General features: G+C 64.5%; 13 protein-coding genes and 1 pseudogene. 11 read left to right on the forward strand and 3 right to left on the reverse strand.

Annotated features, from left to right (window positions below; translation table 11 throughout):
• Window positions 1–33: 33 nt before the first annotated feature.
• A complete protein-coding gene (locus tag KVY23_RS06710; protein WP_230555809.1) occupies window positions 34–600 on the forward strand; it encodes a TetR/AcrR family transcriptional regulator in 567 nt (188 codons plus the stop codon).
• 4 nt (window positions 601–604) lie between these two features.
• On the opposite strand, the gene KVY23_RS06715 is transcribed toward KVY23_RS06710, so the two are convergent.
• Window positions 605–2,140, reverse strand: a complete 1,536-nt coding sequence (locus KVY23_RS06715; RefSeq protein ID WP_230555810.1) for an aldehyde dehydrogenase family protein — start codon at window positions 2,138–2,140, stop codon at window positions 605–607.
• Window positions 2,141–2,261: 121 nt separating this feature from the next.
• Between KVY23_RS06715 and lat the strand changes: the two genes are divergently transcribed.
• The 3 genes and pseudogenes from lat (at window position 2,262) to KVY23_RS06730 (ending at window position 6,125) form a co-directional block, all read left to right on the forward strand.
• Window positions 2,262–3,593, forward strand: coding sequence for an L-lysine 6-transaminase (gene lat / locus KVY23_RS06720; protein WP_206508852.1), 1,332 nt, complete (start codon window positions 2,262–2,264; stop codon window positions 3,591–3,593).
• Between the two features lie 103 nt (window positions 3,594–3,696).
• Window positions 3,697–4,040, forward strand: a pseudogene (locus KVY23_RS06725) (PLD nuclease N-terminal domain-containing protein).
• A 237-nt stretch (window positions 4,041–4,277) separates the two neighbouring features.
• A complete protein-coding gene (locus KVY23_RS06730) occupies window positions 4,278–6,125 on the forward strand; it encodes an anthranilate synthase family protein (protein ID WP_230555811.1) in 1,848 nt (615 codons plus the stop codon).
• Window positions 6,126–6,166: 41 nt separating this feature from the next.
• On the opposite strand, the gene KVY23_RS06735 is transcribed toward KVY23_RS06730, so the two are convergent.
• A complete protein-coding gene (locus KVY23_RS06735) occupies window positions 6,167–7,375 on the reverse strand; it encodes an MFS transporter (protein WP_206508850.1) in 1,209 nt (402 codons plus the stop codon).
• 46 nt (window positions 7,376–7,421) lie between these two features.
• Between KVY23_RS06735 and KVY23_RS06740 the strand changes: the two genes are divergently transcribed.
• The 4 genes from KVY23_RS06740 (at window position 7,422) to KVY23_RS06755 (ending at window position 11,476) form a co-directional block, all read left to right on the forward strand.
• The gene (locus KVY23_RS06740) at window positions 7,422–8,432 is read left to right on the forward strand and encodes a LacI family DNA-binding transcriptional regulator (protein WP_230555812.1); all 1,011 of its coding nucleotides are present in this window, start codon (window positions 7,422–7,424) and stop codon (window positions 8,430–8,432) included.
• 101 nt (window positions 8,433–8,533) lie between these two features.
• Entirely contained in the window at window positions 8,534–10,273 is a 1,740-nt protein-coding gene (locus KVY23_RS06745; RefSeq protein WP_230555813.1) for a bifunctional diguanylate cyclase/phosphodiesterase, read from the forward strand.
• A 36-nt stretch (window positions 10,274–10,309) separates the two neighbouring features.
• Entirely contained in the window at window positions 10,310–10,723 is a 414-nt protein-coding gene (locus KVY23_RS06750) for a TIGR03668 family PPOX class F420-dependent oxidoreductase (RefSeq protein ID WP_230555814.1), read from the forward strand.
• A gap of 210 nt (window positions 10,724–10,933) precedes the next feature.
• Complete coding sequence (locus KVY23_RS06755; protein WP_230555815.1) at window positions 10,934–11,476, forward strand: GNAT family N-acetyltransferase; 543 nt, start codon at window positions 10,934–10,936, stop codon at window positions 11,474–11,476.
• Here the strand turns inward: KVY23_RS06755 and KVY23_RS06760 are convergent.
• A complete protein-coding gene (locus tag KVY23_RS06760; protein WP_230555816.1) occupies window positions 11,434–11,784 on the reverse strand; it encodes a hypothetical protein in 351 nt (116 codons plus the stop codon). The two genes, KVY23_RS06755 and KVY23_RS06760, sit on opposite strands and share 43 nt — an antisense overlap.
• A 402-nt stretch (window positions 11,785–12,186) precedes the next feature.
• On the opposite strand from KVY23_RS06760, the gene KVY23_RS06765 reads away from it, so the two are divergent.
• From KVY23_RS06765 to KVY23_RS06775, 3 genes are all read left to right on the forward strand, one after another.
• On the forward strand, window positions 12,187–13,428 hold the full coding sequence (locus tag KVY23_RS06765; protein WP_230555817.1) for a fatty acid desaturase: 1,242 nt from the start codon (window positions 12,187–12,189) through the stop codon (window positions 13,426–13,428).
• Between the two features lie 177 nt (window positions 13,429–13,605).
• Window positions 13,606–16,917, forward strand: a complete 3,312-nt coding sequence (gene lysX / locus KVY23_RS06770) for a bifunctional lysylphosphatidylglycerol synthetase/lysine--tRNA ligase LysX (protein WP_230555905.1) — start codon at window positions 13,606–13,608, stop codon at window positions 16,915–16,917.
• A 5-nt stretch (window positions 16,918–16,922) separates the two neighbouring features.
• Complete coding sequence (locus KVY23_RS06775; RefSeq protein ID WP_374108693.1) at window positions 16,923–17,849, forward strand: alpha/beta fold hydrolase; 927 nt, start codon at window positions 16,923–16,925, stop codon at window positions 17,847–17,849.
• The last annotated feature ends 16 nt before the right edge of the window (window positions 17,850–17,865 follow it).

Below are 17,865 nucleotides of genomic sequence, written 5' to 3' on the forward strand. Positions count from 1 at the left end.
CGACAGCTGTCGTGCTTGCGCTAGCCTTTTCTCATGGCACGCAATCGGCAACGCCGGTCCGAACTGGCGGACGCCGGTCTGCGGATCCTCGCGCGAGAGGGCGCACGAGGTCTGACTCATCGAGCGATCGACGATGAAGCCGGTGTCCCGAAGGGCACGGCCTCCAACTACTTTCGCTCGCGCAACGACGTCGTCTCCGGGCTTGTCGACCGCATCGGCGAGCGTCTCGCGCCCGACCCCAGCGTTCACAGACCCCTCGCCGCGCAGCCGCCCGGACCCGAGTTGTTTGCCGCCTACATCCGCGACATCGTCGCGCGCCTGTTGGGTAACCCCGACGTGACGTTGGCGCTGTTCGAGTTGCGACTCGAGGCGTCACGACGCCCTGAGGTCAGGGAGGTTCTCGGCAACTGGCAGCGGTCCAACTTCGACAGCGACGTCGAGTTCAACCTCGCGGCAGGACTTCCCGGCGGTGCGCGAGAGGTGGCGCTGTTCCACTACGCAATCGACGGGCTTCTCTTCGACCGACTCACCTACCCGATCGACCCGACGACTTCCACCGACGACATCATCGACGCCCTGGTCGACGGGCTGATGAGGTGACGGCTCAGGTGAAGCGAACCCCCTGCGCGAGTGGGAGGTCGTTGGAGTAGTTGACGGTATTCGTCGCCCGGCGCATGTAGGACTTCCAGGCGTCCGATCCGGACTCGCGTCCGCCACCGGTTTCCTTCTCACCGCCGAAGGCGCCGCCGATCTCGGCGCCGGACGGTCCGATGTTGACGTTGGCGATGCCGCAGTCCGAACCGGCTGCCGACAGGAATCGCTCCGCCTCGCGCAGATCGGTGGTGAAGATGGACGACGACAGTCCTTGCGGCACATCGTTGTGCAGGGCGATGGCCTCGTCGAGGGTCTCGTAGGTGAGCACGTACAGGATCGGTGCAAACGTCTCGTGCCGCACGATCTCGGTTTGCGCGGGCATCGTGACGACGGTCGGTTGCACGTAGTAGGCGTACTCACCGAACAGGTCGACACGTGATCCTCCGGCTCGCACAACGCCGCCGTCGGCTGCGGCAGCGTCGAGAGCCTTCTGGAAACCCGTGAACGCGGGCGCGTCGATCAGCGGCCCGACGAGGGTGTCTGCATCCAACGGGGACCCGATGGACAGCGATTCGTAGGCCCGCGCGACACGGTCCACCAGCTCCTCGGCCACCGACGAGTGCACGATGACCCGGCGCAGCGAGGTGCACCGCTGCCCAGCTGTGCCCGCCGCGGAGAACACGATGCCCCGGGTGGTCAGATCCAGATCCGCGGACGGAGTCACGATGGCCGCGTTGTTGCCGCCGAGCTCGAGCAGCACCCGCCCGAACCTCGCCGCGACCCGCGGGGCAACGGCACGCCCCATCCTGGTGGATCCCGTCGCGGACAGCAGCGCCACTCGCGGATCGTCGACGAGGGCTTCACCAGCGACGCGGTCACCGATGACCAGCTGGGCTACCTTCGGGTCGACTCCCGCTTTCTCGGCGGCGCGTTCGAAGAGCGCCTGGACGCCGAGTGCTGTCAACGGAGTCTTCTCCGACGGCTTCCAGATGACGGTGTCACCGGCGACGAGGGCGAGCACCGTGTTCCACGACCACACGGCAACCGGGAAGTTGAAGGCAGTGATGACGCCTACGACGCCCAGTGGATGCCACTGCTCCATCATCCGGTGGCCGACTCGCTCGGTGGCGATAGTGTTGCCGTAGAGCTGACGTGAGAGTCCGACGCCGAAGTCGCAGATGTCGATCATCTCCTGGACCTCACCGAGGCCCTCGGACACGATTTTTCCTGCTTCGATGGAGACGAGTGCGCCGAGATCGTCCTTGTACTCGCGCAGCAATTCGCCGAGTTCGCGGACCAATCCGCCGCGAACCGGGGCTGGAACGGCCGACCACTGAGTGAAGGCCGTAGCGGCGTCGGCGATGACCGAGTCCACGTCGGAGACACCGGCCGCCGTCAGCGACGCAAGATTTCCGCCGGTGATAGGTGAGCGCGCCACGATCGGCAACTGCGCCTGCGGCACATCCAGATCGGCCGTGACACCGAGGCGGCCCAGGATTGCTCGCGTTCTGACGCTCAGTTCATCGTGTGTGACGGGAGAAGACATGTCTTGATGCACCTTTCCGGTGAGGACGCGGGCAGCATCAATCTAGCTCACGCCTCGTCGTGCCGGATTTTTTACTGTTTGGAAGCCTTGTTGCAATCTTTTATCGCGTAGATTGGCCTTCATGACGCAAGTATTGCACCGGTCTTCATCTGCTGATGCTGCTGGACAGGTACACACCACCATCGGCCGTCACATGCTCGCCGACGGTTTCGAGATGGTGCTCGACCTCGAGGCGTCCCGCGGATCAACCCTCGTCGATGCCCGCGACGGCACCGAGTACCTCGATCTGTTCACGTTCTTCGCCTCGAACGCACTGGGCATGAACCACCCCGCACTGGCCGAGAATGCTCAGTTCCGGGCCGACCTGCTCGCAGCGGCGATGAACAAACCCAGCAACTCCGACATCTACACCGTCGCGATGGCGCGGTTCGTCGAAACGTTCGCGCGCGTTTTCGGCGACACCCGCCTCCCCCACCTGTTCTTCGTCGACGGTGGGGCGCTGGCCGTCGAGAACGCCCTCAAGGTAGCGTTCGACTGGAAGAGTCGCTGGAACGAAGCGCACGGGATCGACCAGTCGCTCGGCACCCAGGTGCTGCACTTCGAGCACGCCTTCCATGGCCGCTCCGGCTACACGATGTCGCTGACCAACACCGATCCCGTCAAGGTCGCTCGGTTCCCCAAGTTCGAATGGCCGCGTATCCCGTCGCCGTACATTCGTGACGGCGCCGACATGGACGCCCTCGAGGCCGGCGCGCTGGCAGCGGCCCGCCTTGCGTTCGAAGCCAACCCGCACGACATCGCCTGCGCCATTATCGAGCCCATCCAGGGCGAAGGTGGAGACAACCATTTCCGTCCACAGTTTCTGCAGCAGTTGCAGGCGCTGTGCCACGAGTTCGACGCCCTGTTCGTCGTCGACGAGGTGCAGACCGGTGCCGGTATGACCGGAACCGCCTGGGCCTACCAACAGCTGGGTATCGAACCGGATGTGGTCGCCTTCGGCAAGAAAGTCCAGGTCTGCGGCCTCATGGCCGGTGGGCGCGTCGACGAGGTCGCCGACAACGTGTTCACGGTGTCCTCGCGCCTGAACTCCACCTGGGGCGGGAACCTCACCGACATGGTGCGCTCGCGTCGGATTCTCGAGGTCATCGAGTCCGACGGGCTGGTCGAACGGGCTGCGACGCTCGGCCGCGGACTACTCGCGCGGCTGCACGAGCTCGCCTCCCGCCACGAGATCATCACGGAGGTGCGTGGGCGCGGGCTCATGTGCGCTTTCACCCTTCCCGACGCCACCACGCGCGACCGCGTCCTCGATGAACTCCGCGTCACCGAGCACGTGCTGGCGCTGGGTTGCGGAAATCGGTCCATCCGGTTCAGGCCTGCCCTGACGATCGGCGAGGCGGAGCTGGGGCACGGGATAGACGCGATCGAGCGCGTCCTGGTCCGTTTGGGCTAGCTCGCGCGCGGGCCCCCGCGGTACGGATCTTCACTGTATGGTTCTCCACGCAAAGGACCGACTGGTCTTCAATAGGGGCCAGTCCATACGGGAGGACCGCGGAGTGCCTTATCTCGGCTTGCTCATCATGTTGCTGTGGGTGTTCTGCTTGATCGACGTCATCACTGCGGACGAGGGCGGGATCCGTCACCTACCGAAGATGGTGTGGTTGTTGCTGGTGGTGTTCTTCCGCTCGCGGGGTCGATCGCGTGGCTGCTCGCGGGACGGCCCGTCGACGGTGGCATCTGGGGTGGCGCCGGGGGTGGTCGTCGGGAGAGGTCCGCGTTCCCCGAGTACGACGCGAAGCCGGGTCGAGCCGTCGCGACCGATCCCGCGGCCGACGAGGAGTTCCTCCGGCAGTGCCGAGCGCGCGCCGAGGAGCAGCGCCGCCGGGCAAAAGACGCGTAAACACGCATGTGCGCGGAAATACATAGTGGGACACGTATTTCCGCGCACATGCGGCGAAGCCGCCGGCAGTGTGTAGAGTGACTCGACATGTACGCGAACTCGTCCACAGCAGGATCATGGTGGTGGCGCTCCTAGGCGCCCACACTTTCGCGTAGCAGTACCCGTGGCCGCCCTTCGAGGTGGCCATTTTTCATGTCCGGACCACCTCGGGGCTTTTTCGATCCGAGAGGTTTTCCGATGCACGAATTGTTGAGCAGGGCCATCGCCGGGGCCGAGCCCTTCGCGATCGTCTCCCGCGAGCGCGGGGTCGACGTACTCGTTGGCGATGTCGTCACCGTCGACACGCTCGCCGACATCCCCCTGCGCCTGGACACCGAGGGCCCCGATGTTCTCGCGCTGGTGCCGTATCGGCAGATCCAGGAACGCGGGTTCGTGTGCCACGACGACGACGCGCGGCTCCACTGCCTACGGGTTCGGGAGCGCGCGCGAGTGAGCATCGACGACGTATTGGCGGTGTTGACGGCGGCCGACCTGGAGCTGTCGGGTGGCCGGTTCTTTCCCGAGGACGACGAGTACGCGACGGCTGTCTCGCGGGTGCTGCGCGAGGAGATCGGCACCGGAGCCGGTGCGAACTTTGTTCTCCGCCGAGATTTCCGCGCGAACCTCGAGGCTGGTCTCGGGGCCGGTCTCGAGATCTTCCGCAGGCTGCTCCTCGGTGAATCCGGCTCCTACTGGACGTTCTTCGTCCACACGCCATCGGTCACGCTCGTCGGTGCGACGCCGGAGCGTCACGTGAGTTTCGACGGCACGTCGGCTGTGATGAACCCCATCAGCGGCACCTATCGCCACCCCGTCGAGGGCCCGTCGGGCACCGGTGTTCTCGACTTCCTCGGCGACGCGAAGGAAAGCGCCGAACTGTTCATGGTGGTCGACGAGGAGCTCAAGATGATGAGCCGGATCTGCGCCGCAGGCGGACGAGTCATCGGGCCGAGGCTCAAGCAAATGGGGCACCTCACCCACACCGAGTACGAACTCGTCGGCGACTCCGCCCTCGACCCACGCGAGATTCTGCGCGAGACGATGTTCGCTCCCACCGTCACCGGATCACCCATCGAGAACGCTGCCCGCGTCATCGAGCGGTACGAGAAGTCCGGGCGCGGTTACTACTCGGGAGTTCTCGCGCTCTTCGAGACGTCCGACGGCGTCAGCACGGTGGATGCACCCATTCTGATCCGCACCTGCGAGATATCTCCGTCCGGCGAGCTGAAGATCTCGGCGGGGGCGACGTTGGTGCGCAACTCGGTACCGGAGCACGAGGTTGCGGAGACACGATCGAAACTCGGTGGTGTGCTCGCAGCGCTGGGTATCGAAGCACCCCGTCCGCGGGCCGTCGACGCCGTGCGGCTGGACAGCTATCCCGGTGTGGCCGAGGCGTTGCGACGCCGCAACGAGAAGCTGGCGTCGTTCTGGTTGGACGAGCAACCCCTGCTGGTGTTTCCCGGTCTCCTGGGGAGAACTGCGACGGTCGTCGACTTCGAGGATCAGTGGACGGCGATGCTGGCGCACCAACTTCGGCACCTCGGCATGGAGGTGTCGATAGTGCGCTGGGAAGACTTCACCGGAACCGAGGCGGATCTACTGGTTTGCGGTCCGGGTCCGGGCGATCCGCGGAGCAGTAGCGACCCGCGCATCCGTCGAGCAGAAACAGCAGTACGCGAACGGCTTTCGACGGGGTTGCCGCTGCTCGCGGTGTGTCTGAGTCATCAGGTGCTCGCCGGCATTCTGGGGTTCGACGTGATGGCACTGGACCGCCCGCAACAGGGAGTGCAGAAGGAGGCCGAGGTGTTCGGTCAGCGCTGCACGGTGGGCTTCTACAACACCTTCGTCGCGCGAGGCGGGCCCAGGCCGGGAGTGCTGGTTTCGGCCGACGGATCCGACATCAATGCGCTGCGCGGCAACGGATTCGAGTCGGTCCAGTTCCACCCGGAGTCCGTGTTGTCCACCGACGGTATCGGCATTCTCTCGTCGGCTGTGCACCGCTTGTTCGCCGCTGAGGTGAGCGAATGTCACCGTGGGTCACTCTGAGTGTGCGAGGGCGTCATTCGGTCACCCGGCGCCACCCGGCGTCACCCGGACACCCCGACCAGCTCGACTCGCCGACGGACCGGGAACGACGTGCGCGCGAGCACGACCGTCAGCAGTGCCGCCGCGACCAGTAGGGCGGAGGTCGCGGTGACGACTGCGATGCTGCTGCGATCGATGATCACCCCGCCGATCAAGGCGCCGGTGGCGATGGCCAACTGAAAGGCGACCACATAGAACGCCGACGCACGGTCGGGGTCGGCGCGAGGGGTGTTCAGGACCGAGGATTGCAGGCAGACTGGCACGGTGGTGAACGCCAGACCCCACAGGCCGATAGCCAGCACCGCCACCACTGCCAGCGATCCCGGCGCCGACTGCAGTGTCGTCCACAACACTGCGAGTGCGACTGTCACAGCGGTCAGTGCGCCGATGGTGGATCGGCGTGGCCAGCGGTCGAATGTCTTGCCCACTATCCAGATACCCGCCACGCCGCACAGCCCGTAGATCAGCAGCATGAGGGTCAGCGTCGTGCCGATCGAACCCACGCCGCGATCGACGAGCAGCGAGAAGTAGGTGTACGCGATGAAGTGGCCGAGCACAGCGAGAAACGTTGCGATACAGATCATCACGAGCGATCGGTCGAGCACCGGAGTCCCTCCGCGCACCGAGGCCCCGGTTCGAGCCCGAGCTGGCGCCGTCATGACGGGTAAGACGAGGTACAGCGTCAACGCGATGAGAGCCGAAACGACGCCGATGGACGCCGCGGCCGTTCGCCATCCGAGCCACTGCCCCAGCGCCGCGGACAGTGGGTTTCCGGCCACCAGCGCCAGTGACGTACCGGCGTACACCATGGCGATGGCTCTACCTTTCTTTCCCGGGGCGGCGAGGGATGCCGCCACCGGCGCGACCACTGCCCAGAAGACTCCGTGTGTTGCGGCACAGATCATTCGTGCGAGCACGAGCATCGGGTATCCGACGGCGACTGCGGACACCAGTTGCGAAAGGGCGAGCGCGGCCACCGTCACCACCACGACGCGCCGGCGTGGCCATCGACGTACGAAGGCGATCAGTGGCAGCGTCATCGCGGCGACACCGTACGCGTAGAAGGTCAGCAGCAGACCGACGCTCGACTCGCTGACGCCCATATCGGCCGAGATCTCCGGCAGCAGGCCGATCGGCAACGTCTCTGCGGTGACGTAGACGAACGCGGCGGCCGCGAGTACGAGAAGTCGGATCGTGTTGAGTCGAGGCACGTTGTGTATCGTTACACACCACACGCCAAGCCGCTAGGGTTGCCCCATGAGCACCCGCCCGACGATGGCCGATGTCGCCGCCGCAGCGGGCGTGTCTACCATGAGCGTGTCGTACACCTTCAACCAGCCCAGGCGAGTCTCGGACGCCACGAAGCAACGGGTGCGCGCCGCCGCCGCCCGCCTCGGCTACACCGGCCCGCACCGGGCCGCACAATCGCTACGCAGCGGCAGAACCAACAACCTCGGCGTCGTACTGACCGAAAAGCTCACCTACTCGTTCGAGAACGCGCAGGCCCGTGCATTCCTGTCCGGCATCGCCGAAGCCTGCCTCGACACCGATACCGGACTCGTTCTCCTGCCCAATTCACGCAAGGGCGTCGACCTCGATCGCGTACGAGACGCTCACGTCGACGGCTTCGTGCTGTGGACCACCGCCGTCGACGACCCGGTGCTCGAGATCGCCGTCGGCACCGGCAAGCCGATCTGCATCCAAGGTGGGCCGCGCTACCCAGGCACCCAGCTGGTCGGGATAGACGACCTCGAGGCCGCGCAGGCCATCGGCGCCGTCGGACTTCGCGGCGCGCATCGGCCCGCGGTGATCAGCTTCCCGCGTGATCGCGATCGCGTCGGCGAAATCGTTCTCGGCCCGGATCCGGCCGCGGCCACCTTCCCCGTCACATCTGCTCGGCTGGCCGGCTACCGCCGCGCCGTCGTCGACGCCGGTTTCGACTGGGCCGACATACCGGTGGCCTTCGTGCCGACGAACGCTCGTACAGAAGGTGCCCGTGCCGCAACCGCACTGCAGCGCGACTACGAAGTGGACACCGTCCTCGCCTCGAGCGACGATCTTGCTCTGGGTGTACTCGATATCGGCGGCGGTGTCGCCGTCACCGGTTGGGACGATTCCGACGTCGCCGAGGCGGCCGGGCTCACCACCGTCGCCCAGTCGCTGTACGACCAGGGACACGACGCCGCCCGATGGGTGCTGGGCTCCCTGCGCGAGATTCCACCTGCCGAATGGTCGTTGAAGGTTCGCACCAGCACTCGACTGTCCTGACGCCCCAACATCTGCAAAACAGGGCGCAAACCTTGTTTATAGCGCAAAACCATACTTTCGCGTTATTCTTCATCGCGGCCGAACGGCCACAGGGGGGGAGCATGAGCCGAGAGCCATCAGCGCCCAACCCTGCCGCCGCGAACTCCGCCGTCACCGAATGGACGGACGAACTCGCCCAGTCGATGCTTGATGCCGTACCCGCCGGAACGGTCGTCCTCGATCACTCCGGCACAATCATGTTGGTCAACCGCGCCTGGGCCGAGCACTGGGCGCACCACCCGGAAAGCAAACCCTGGTCGCCGGGCGAAAACTACTTCGATCGGTGCCGCAGAACCGCTGAGCACGGTGATCGCGTTGCCGCAGCTGTTCTCGCAGGTCTGCAGGCCGTCGCCGCAGGCGAGCAGCAGGTGTACGTGATCGACTACGACGTCGCCGCCACGCGCATCAGGTTGCGCGCGAGTCGCCTCGCCGAAGGCGGTGGCGTCTACCTGACCCACACGAACGTGACGCGAACGGTGCCCGAGGAGGTCGTTCGTCACGATCCGCTCACAGGCTTGCCGAACAAGGACGAGATCGAGGCACTCCTCGAGCGAGAACTCGCAACTCGAAACCTGGACGACGAGGTCAGCGTCCTGCTCGTCGACATCGACGGATTCAAGGAATTCAACGACGCCCTCGGCCCAACGCACGGCGACCAGTTGCTCCAGCTCATCGCCGAACGTATCGCCGCCTCCACGCGCCCCTCCGACACACTCGGCAGACTCACCGGCGACGAGTTCGTCGTCATTGCCCGCGGCTGTACGTCCATCGCGGCCCGTGCTCTGGCCGCAGGTTTCTCCAGCGTTCTCGAACCAGCCTTCGAAGTCGACGATCGGCGCCTCACCGTCACCGCGAGCGTCGGCGTCGCCACCTCCGACGACGAAACCACCGAAGCACTCCAACTGGTGCACGACGCCACCACCGCGATGCACGCCGCCAAATCGCTCGGCCGCAACAGTCACCAGGTGTTCTCCACCGACCTGCGAGACAGCAACCGCAAACGGCTCGAGATGGTCGAGCGCCTACGAGGCGTCGCGATGGCTGAGCACGAACTCGAGATGGTCTACCAACCGATCGTCGAACTCGCCTCGGGAGCGGTCGTCGGTGCAGAAGCACTCATCAGGTGGAATCACCCCGAACTGGGTCTACTCCTACCGGACAGTTTCATCCCGCTCGCCGAGGAAGCAGACCTGATCATTCCGCTGAGCAACTGGATCCTCGGTCAGGTGGGCAGCACCATCGCGGCGTGGCAGCGCAATTGTCTGAATGTTCAGGTCGGCGTCAACGTCAGCCCCCTGCACTTCAAAGCCGGAACACTCGCGACCGACGTCATCGACATCATCGACGGGATGGGCATCGAACCGGGGCGGCTCGTGCTCGAACTCGCCGAATCCAAATCTCTCCACGACACCGACGCCGTCCACTACCAACTGATGGACGTTCGCCGACGCGGATGCCTCGTGGCCATCGACGATTTCGGCTCCGGATTCTCCTCGCTCGAACGCCTCGCCACCCTCCCGGTCGACATCCTCAAGATCGACAAATCCCTCACCCAGCACCTCGATAGCCGCGACCTGCACCGACGCCGAGCGATGACCGCCCTGTGCAAAGCCGTCGTGGAAGTCACACACGACCTCGGCAAGGACACCGTCATCGAGGGCATCGAAACGGCCGAACAACTCGACTTCTGCGTCGACATCGGAGTCACCTTCGGGCAAGGTCACCTGCTGGGTCGTCCGATGACTACCACTCAGCTCGAGAACATCCTCCTCCAGAACGGCGCGCACAGTGCATCTGCGTAACCAATGCCATCTGCATCACCCGAGAAGGCCGACAACGTGAAGATCGACGACGAGATCGGCCGCTTCTCCAGCGCCCACCGCGCCATGCTCTCCACGATCAATCCCGACGGCACACCACACCTGGTGCCCATCGTCTTCGCACGCGTCGGCGACGAACTCGTCAGTGCCATCGACTGGAAGCCAAAGTCGACCCGGAAGCTGCAGCGTCTCGAAAACATTCGCGCCGACCCCGCCGTGAGCCTCATCGTCGACAACTACGACGACGACTGGACCAAACTCTGGTGGGTGCGCGCCGACGGATCCGCCCGCGTGATCGACGCCGACACCGACGAGGGCGAAGCTGCCATCGACGCTCTCGTTGCCAAGTACCAGCAGTATTCGGCCGAGCGCCCGGCGGGCCCAGTCATCATCGTCGGCACACTGACCTGGAGGTCGTGGCGAGCGTCGTAGGTTTCGCTGCTATGCGCCCCGTTCCTGGAGCGAATGTCACCTTCGGTCACCCGCTTCTGACCGAATGTCACCTTCAGTCACTCAGAGTGTGCGAGGGCCTCATTCGGTCACCATGTGTACTAGCCAATGTCACATTCGGTCACCTTGGAACACCGCTCGGACGTCGAAATCGGTTCGCTTACAGACACCGCCGCGTACACACTTTCATCTATGCCGAGCATGCCACCCGAACGGATCGAGTTGGACGGTGTCGTCATCCGTCGCGAGAGCGAATTTGATGCCGAGGCCGTGGCGAAAGCCATCGCGGAGAACCTCGAACGCTTGTCCGAATGGATGGAGTGGGCCGTCCCGGACGCCGGCACGGCAGGAACCCAGCGAGCCAGAATCGCCGACACCGTGGTCCAGTGGAACTCGGGATCGGTCTACGACTATGTGCTCACCGACACCAGCGACGGCGTACTGGGCAAAGCTGGCCTGCGCCGCACTGGCTCGGGAGCAGTCGAGATCGGCTACTGGCTGACCACCGACGCTGAAGGCCACGGTGTCATCACACGAACCGTGTCAGCGCTGACCGATATCGCGCTGACGCTGGACGGTATTGGACGCGTCGAAATCCATTGTGACTCGGCGAATCCACGTAGCTTTGCCGTACCCCGGCGCCTGGGATACCGTCTGGACCACGTGATCGACCATCCAATCACCTCGCCAGGTCAGACCGGCCGCCAGATGATCTGGATCGACGACGCCAAGTGACTCATCTGCCTCGGATCGACCGCTCGAACGTTCGGGCGAGGTCGCTGCAGCGCCAGCTGATATGCCCGCTGCAAGTCCGCAATGACGACCTCTGGTTGCGTGCGGATGGCCCGCGGAGTGTGCGACACGACGACCAGGCCATAGCCCTGTGCCGAGGCGCGACGTGTCATCGTCTTCTCGTATGCCGCCGGTGAACTGTGATGCTCGAACGAGTCGATTTCCCATACGTAGCCGACTGGATCCAGCCAGTTGTCGAAACATCCGATGAGTTTCCCGTCGTCGGCATAGACATTCCAGTTGTGAACCATCGGAGGGAGCCCGCTCCGCGCGTATAGCTTCTGGGCTTCGAGCTCTGCAACAGAGTGTGCGCCTGTGGACAACTTTTCGAGCGGAGTTTGCTTGGTCCTGGTGACCGGATGTCACATTCGCTCCAGTTCAGGTGAGCGAATGCGACATTCACACACTCTGAGTGACTGAATGCGGCATTCGGTGCACCAAAGGCAGCCAAAGGTGACCGAAGGTGACATTCGCTCCCGAACGCACCGGCCTCACCCCGAACGCCCCGGCCTCCACCCCGGCCTCACCCCGGCCGGCCGCACATGTCGACGCTGTCGGTCCCACCCCGTAACCTGGTGAGTGACGGGGGCCACATTGTGCGTAATCGGACCGTGTGAACAGGCCGTTCTTGACCGAAAGTATGAGGGGGAAGTGTGGCGATATCGGACATCAAGGAATACGCGCACCTGACCGAGGCCGATATCGAGGCCTTGGGTCAGGAACTGGACGCGATTCGGCGTGACGTGGAGGACTCTCGTGGGGAGCGGGATGCGAAGTACATCCAGCGCACCATCGCGTTCCAACGTTCGCTGATGGTGGCGGGCAGGTTGGTGCTGTTTGCCAGCAGGAAGAAGCCTGCGTGGCTGCTCGGTTCCGCGCTTCTCGGGGTGGGAAAGATCATCGAGAACATGGAGTTGGGACACAACGTCATTCACGGTCAGTGGGACTGGATGAACGATCCCGAGATTCACTCGACCAACTGGGAGTGGGACAACACGTGTCCGTCGTCGGGATGGAAGCACTCGCACAACTTCACCCATCACAAATTCACCAACATCGTCGGGCTGGACAACGATGTCGGCTACGGCATCCTGCGCATCACCCGTGACCAGAAGTGGGAGCCGAAATATCTCGCGCAGCCGCTGTTCAACGCGCTTCTCGCGACGTTCTTCGAGTGGGGTGTCGCGCTGCACCACCTCGAGACCGACAAGCTTCGCACCGGTGAGGTGAAGTGGTCGGACAAGAAAGAGATGGCCATCGACGTGGTCCGCAAGGTCGGCAGCCAGGTGGGCAAGGATTACATCCTGTTCCCGCTGCTCACCGGACCGGCGTGGAAGTCGACGCTGACGGCGAATGCCACGGCCAACATCATCCGCAACTACTGGACGTACGCCGTCATCTTCTGCGGGCACTTCCCGGACGGCGCCGAGAAGTTCACGGTCGAGGAGTACGAGGCCGAGACGCAGCCGGAGTGGTATCTACGACAGATGCTGGGCAGCGCGAACTTCGGGGCGGGCAAGACGCTGGCGTTCATGACTGGAAACCTCTGCTACCAGATCGAACATCACCTGTTCCCGGATCTGCCGAGCAACAGGTACGCGGAGATCGCCGTCAAGATCCAGCAACTGTGCGATAAGTACGACCTTCCGTACACCACGGGATCGCTGCCGCACCAATACGGGCAGACCCTGCGGACCATCATGAAACTGTCGCTGCCCAACCGTTTCCTCTCGGCCACCTCCGATGATGCACCCGAGACATCCTCGGAACTCAAGTTCCGCATCCGCGGCGGGATGAAGGAAGTTTTCGGTACCGACCCGGCAACGGGTAAGCGTCGCGGGCTTCGCACAGCTCTGGCGATGGCAGGAAAGCACACGGCCGTTCACGGTTCGTAGCGCCAGCAAATTGCCGAACGACCACTGATGTAGCTGCCGTCGGCGCTACCGTTGCCTCCGGGGGCTTGGTAGCGCTGACGGCAGGAGTGGGCAGTGACGAGCACATCGGTGTCATCCAGCACGACGACAGGTGTCGACGGAAGTGCCACAGCGGCCACCGAGGCACCTCCGTCCCGAGTGGCGAAGCCGCCCGAACGGGGTCGTCTGTCCCAGGTCCCGCACATCGCCGGCCTGATACTCGGAGTGTTCGCGGTCCTGGTGTTCCTGTGGAGCATCTCCCCGGCTCTGCGCGCAGTGATTCGGGTTCCTCGCGAGTACGTCGACGATTACTACTTCGATGCGCCGGACACCTCGCTCGCGTGGGCCCTGGTCGTCGGCCTGACAGCCGCCGCGCTGGCGAGCCGCAAACGCATCGCCTGGTGGTTCCTGACGATCTATCTCGTTCTCGTCGCGCTGACCAACCTCGGCGACGGGTTGAACGACAACGACGTCAACGCCTGGGTCGCTCTCGGTGTCCACATCGTCGTCATCGGCGTTCTCGTCGCCTCGCGAAAGCAGTTCTACACGCGCGTGCGTCGCGGCGCCGGACTGAAGGCTCTCGGCGTACTGATCCTCGGCGCCGCCATTGGCACGCTTCTCGGTTGGGGCCTCGTTGCCTTGTTCCCGGGCACACTTCCGGAGAGCCAGACGTTCCTGTGGGCGTTCAACCGCGTGACGGCGCTCGCCACCGTCGACAACGAGCAGTTCGACGGTCGCCCCCACGGGTTCGTCAACACTCTGCTCGGTCTGTTCGGCGCACTCGCACTCCTCGCCGCCGTCATCACACTGTTCCGTTCGCAGCGGTCGACCAATGCACTGACCGGCAGCGACGAATCCGCACTGCGCGGGCTGCTCGACAAATGGGGCGCCGACGACTCACTCGGCTACTTCGCCACCCGACGCGACAAGGCTGTCGTTTTTGCACCCAGCGGCAAAGCGGCAGTGACCTACCGCGTCGAAGTCGGTGTATGCCTCGCCAGCGGCGACCCCATCGGAAATCCCGAGGCCTGGCCGCACGCCATCGACGCCTGGTTGGTGCTCGCGCAGAAGTACGGCTGGTCTCCTGCAGTGATGGGTGCCAGCGAGACCGGGGCGACGGCGTTCAAGCGCGCCGGGCTCAACGTCCTCGAACTCGGCGACGAGGCCATCATCAGAACCAAACAATTCAATTTGACCGGACGCGAGATGCGCCCGGTCCGTCAAGCAGTCAACCGGGCGCGCAAGGCGGGCGTCACCGTCCTGATCAGACGCCACCGCGACATCCCAGGCCCGGAGATGGCCGAGATCATCAAGTGCGCCGACTCCTGGCGCGACACCGAGACCGAGCGCGGCTTTTCCATGGCACTGGGACGCCTCGGCGATCCGCTGGACGGTGACTGTCTGCTGGTCCAGGCACTGCAGGATGACAAGACTGTCGCGGTCCTGTCCTTGGCTCCCTGGGGCCGTACGGGTGTCTCGCTGGACCTGATGCGTCGCGATCCGCACTCCCCCAACGGTGTCATCGAGCTGTTGGTGACCGAGCTCGCCACCAACGGTGACCAGTTCGGCATCAGCAAGATCTCGCTGAATTTCGCTGTCTTTCGATCGGTGTTCGAGGAGGGCAGCCGAATCGGAGCGGGCCCGATACTGCGGATCTGGCGTTCGACGCTGGTGTTCTTCTCACGGTGGTGGCAGCTCGAGGCCCTGTACCGCTCCAACGTGAAGTACCAACCGGACTGGGAGCCGCGGTATCTCTGCTTCGCCGACAGTCGCGTACTGCCGAAAGCCGGAATTGCCTCCGCCATCGCCGAGGGCTTTCTGACCCTGCCGAGTCTCGGCTTTCTGACCCTGCCGAGTCTCGGCTTTCTGCCACTGCCGAGCTTCCGGCGCGCCCGAACACACACGGGCAGCCACGATTCGGTGCCTCGGGCGCTCGCCGAGTCCACCGAGATCCACCCAGACGGCAGCGGACCGGAAACCTCGCCGGAGGAACCGCCGAGCACGGGACCCCGGCGTCCAGACCAGGTCCGCGTCCGGATCTCGAAGCTGCAACGCCTAGGCGAGGACGGTATCGACAGCTACCCCGTCGCCCACCCCCCGACACACTCCGTCGCGGAGGCGTTGGCGGCCCCGCAGGGAACCACGGTCCGCATCGCCGGCCGCATCCTGCGGATCCGCGACTACGGCGGTGTCGCGTTCGCCGTCATTCGTGACTGGACCGACGACATCCAGGTGCTGTTCGACCGGATGCGGGTCGGCGACAAGCTCGACAGCTTCGAATACGACTACGACCTCGGGGATCTCATCGAGGTCAGTGGCACGATCGGTCGCAGCAAGAAGGGCGAACTCTCGCTGTTGGCCTCGGATTGGCGCATGAACGCCAAGTGCCTGCATCCGCTGCCGGACAAGTGGAAGGGTCTGACCGATCCCGAATCGCGCGTGCGTCAACGCTATGTGGACCTTGCCATCAACCGCAGTACGCGGGATTTGATGATCGCGCGTAGCAACGTCGTCAAATCGATGCGGGATTCGCTGTCCGAGCGCGGTTATATGGAGGTGGAAACGCCGATTCTGCAGCAGGTGCACGGCGGGGCGAACGCTGCGCCGTTCATCACCCACATCAACGCCTACAACCTGGACCTCTACCTTCGGATCGCGCCGGAGCTGTATCTGAAGCGGCTGTGCGTCGGCGGCATGGACAAGGTGTTCGAGATCGGTCGGGTGTTCCGCAACGAGGGGGCCGATTTCAAGCACAATCCCGAGTTCACCATCCTCGAGGCCTACGAGGCGCACAGTGACTACGAGCGCGCGATGGTGCTGTGCCGCGAACTCATCCAGAAGGCAGCCGTTGCCGCGCACGGCCGCGAGATCGTCCTGCGGCCCGACGGCCCGGACGGCGAGATGATCGAGATCGACATCTCGGGCGAGTGGCCCGTCAAGACCCTGCACGGCGCGGTCGCCGAAAAGCTCGGTGTCGACGTGGCCCCGGACACTCCCCTGCGTGAACTCCAGCGACTGTGCGATGAGAACGAGATTCCCTACGAGAAGGACTGGGACGCAGGCGCGATCGCGCAAGGTATGTACGAGCATCTCGTCGAGGACTACACCGAGTTTCCGACGTTCTACAAGGACTTCCCGACGTCGATGTCACCGCTGACGCGACCGCACCGGTCCATACCAGGCGTCGCCGAGAAGTGGGATCTGGTGGCGTGGGGCGTCGAACTCGGCACCGCGTACAGCGAGCTCACCGACCCGGTGGATCAGCGTCAGCGCCTGACCGAGCAGTCATTGCTGGCAGCCGGTGGCGACGAGGAAGCGATGTCGCTCGACGAGGACTTCCTGCAGGCTCTCGAGTACGGCATGCCGCCCACGGGTGGCCTGGGGATGGGTGTCGACCGAGTCGTCATGCTCATCACTGGTGGCAGTATTCGCGAGACGTTGGCGTTCCCGTTGGCCAAACCGCGCAGATAACAGAAATGTTTCACATGAAACAACGACCGCCGGGCGAGATGGTCACGGTCGGTGACCTGCGCATTCATGTGGTGCGCCGCGATCGAAGCAGTCAGAACGGCCCGGCGGTAGTGCTCTGCGGAGGTTTGGGGAGCAACTGGTTCGACTGGGACGATTGTGCCCACATCCTGTCCGCTTCCCATACCGTCGTTGTGTTCGATCGACCCGGTTTCGGTCTGAGTGAGCCGCTCGCGAAGGGACAGACGCCGACCGTGAGGGCGGAGGCCGACCGCATCCTCGGAGTTCTCGACGTCCTAAGCCTCACCGGACCTGCCGTCGTCGTCGGGCATTCGATTGCCGGGTTCTATGTCGAGGCGTTTGCGCGGCTGCATCCGGAACGCACGGCGGGGTTGCTGCTGCTCGACTCGAGTGTCGAACGAGAACCCTGGTGGTTGATTCCCCGTCCTTTGATTCCCCGTCCTTTGATTCCACGGCGATGGCGGCTCGGCCTCGCGCCTCGACTCGCCGACGGGCTCAGTCGTAGCGGAATGCAACGGCTGTTCGGGCCCACCGTCCGGCGAGTGCTCAATCACTCGATCCCGCCGGGCGGTGTCCCGATCGAGACGGTCAACTGGGTCGACCGCATCTACCGCAGGCCGTCGTATCTCGCGGCTGCACTGGTGGAGAACGTCGTCTATGCCGATATGGCAGCGGAACTGAACGCTCTCCGGTGCGACATGCCGATGGTCGGCCGAGACGGGGTCGCGCCGGTGACGGTCGCGGCGGCACACACCGGTCACCCGACGCCGTGGGGGCATGCCTGGCTCGCGAAACAGCTCCGGCTCGCCGAGTACCTGGGCGCACACTTCACCGTGATCTCGCCCGCCCACCACCACGCGATGATCGATCAACCCGCCCAGGTCGCAGCCCTGATCTCCGAACTGGTGTCATGACACCAATTCGCCAACA

Source organism: Rhodococcus sp. I2R, assembly GCF_020889545.1.
In the GTDB taxonomy this organism is placed as follows: domain Bacteria; phylum Actinomycetota; class Actinomycetes; order Mycobacteriales; family Mycobacteriaceae; genus Rhodococcoides.

What these genes read in the sequence shown, in the direction of transcription:
- KVY23_RS06710 (WP_230555809.1), top strand. Translation starts at nt 34, where the DNA reads ATGGCACGCAATCGGCAACGCCGGTCCGAACTGGCGGACGCCGGTCTG.
- KVY23_RS06715 (WP_230555810.1), bottom strand. Translation starts at nt 2,140, where the DNA reads ATGTCTTCTCCCGTCACACACGATGAACTGAGCGTCAGAACGCGAGCA.
- lat (WP_206508852.1), top strand. Translation starts at nt 2,262, where the DNA reads ATGACGCAAGTATTGCACCGGTCTTCATCTGCTGATGCTGCTGGACAG.
- KVY23_RS06730 (WP_230555811.1), top strand. Translation starts at nt 4,278, where the DNA reads ATGCACGAATTGTTGAGCAGGGCCATCGCCGGGGCCGAGCCCTTCGCG.
- KVY23_RS06740 (WP_230555812.1), top strand. Translation starts at nt 7,422, where the DNA reads ATGAGCACCCGCCCGACGATGGCCGATGTCGCCGCCGCAGCGGGCGTG.
- KVY23_RS06745 (WP_230555813.1), top strand. Translation starts at nt 8,534, where the DNA reads ATGAGCCGAGAGCCATCAGCGCCCAACCCTGCCGCCGCGAACTCCGCC.
- KVY23_RS06755 (WP_230555815.1), top strand. Translation starts at nt 10,934, where the DNA reads ATGCCGAGCATGCCACCCGAACGGATCGAGTTGGACGGTGTCGTCATC.
- KVY23_RS06760 (WP_230555816.1), bottom strand. Translation starts at nt 11,784, where the DNA reads ATGGTTCACAACTGGAATGTCTATGCCGACGACGGGAAACTCATCGGA.
- KVY23_RS06775 (WP_374108693.1), top strand. Translation starts at nt 16,923, where the DNA reads ATGTTTCACATGAAACAACGACCGCCGGGCGAGATGGTCACGGTCGGT.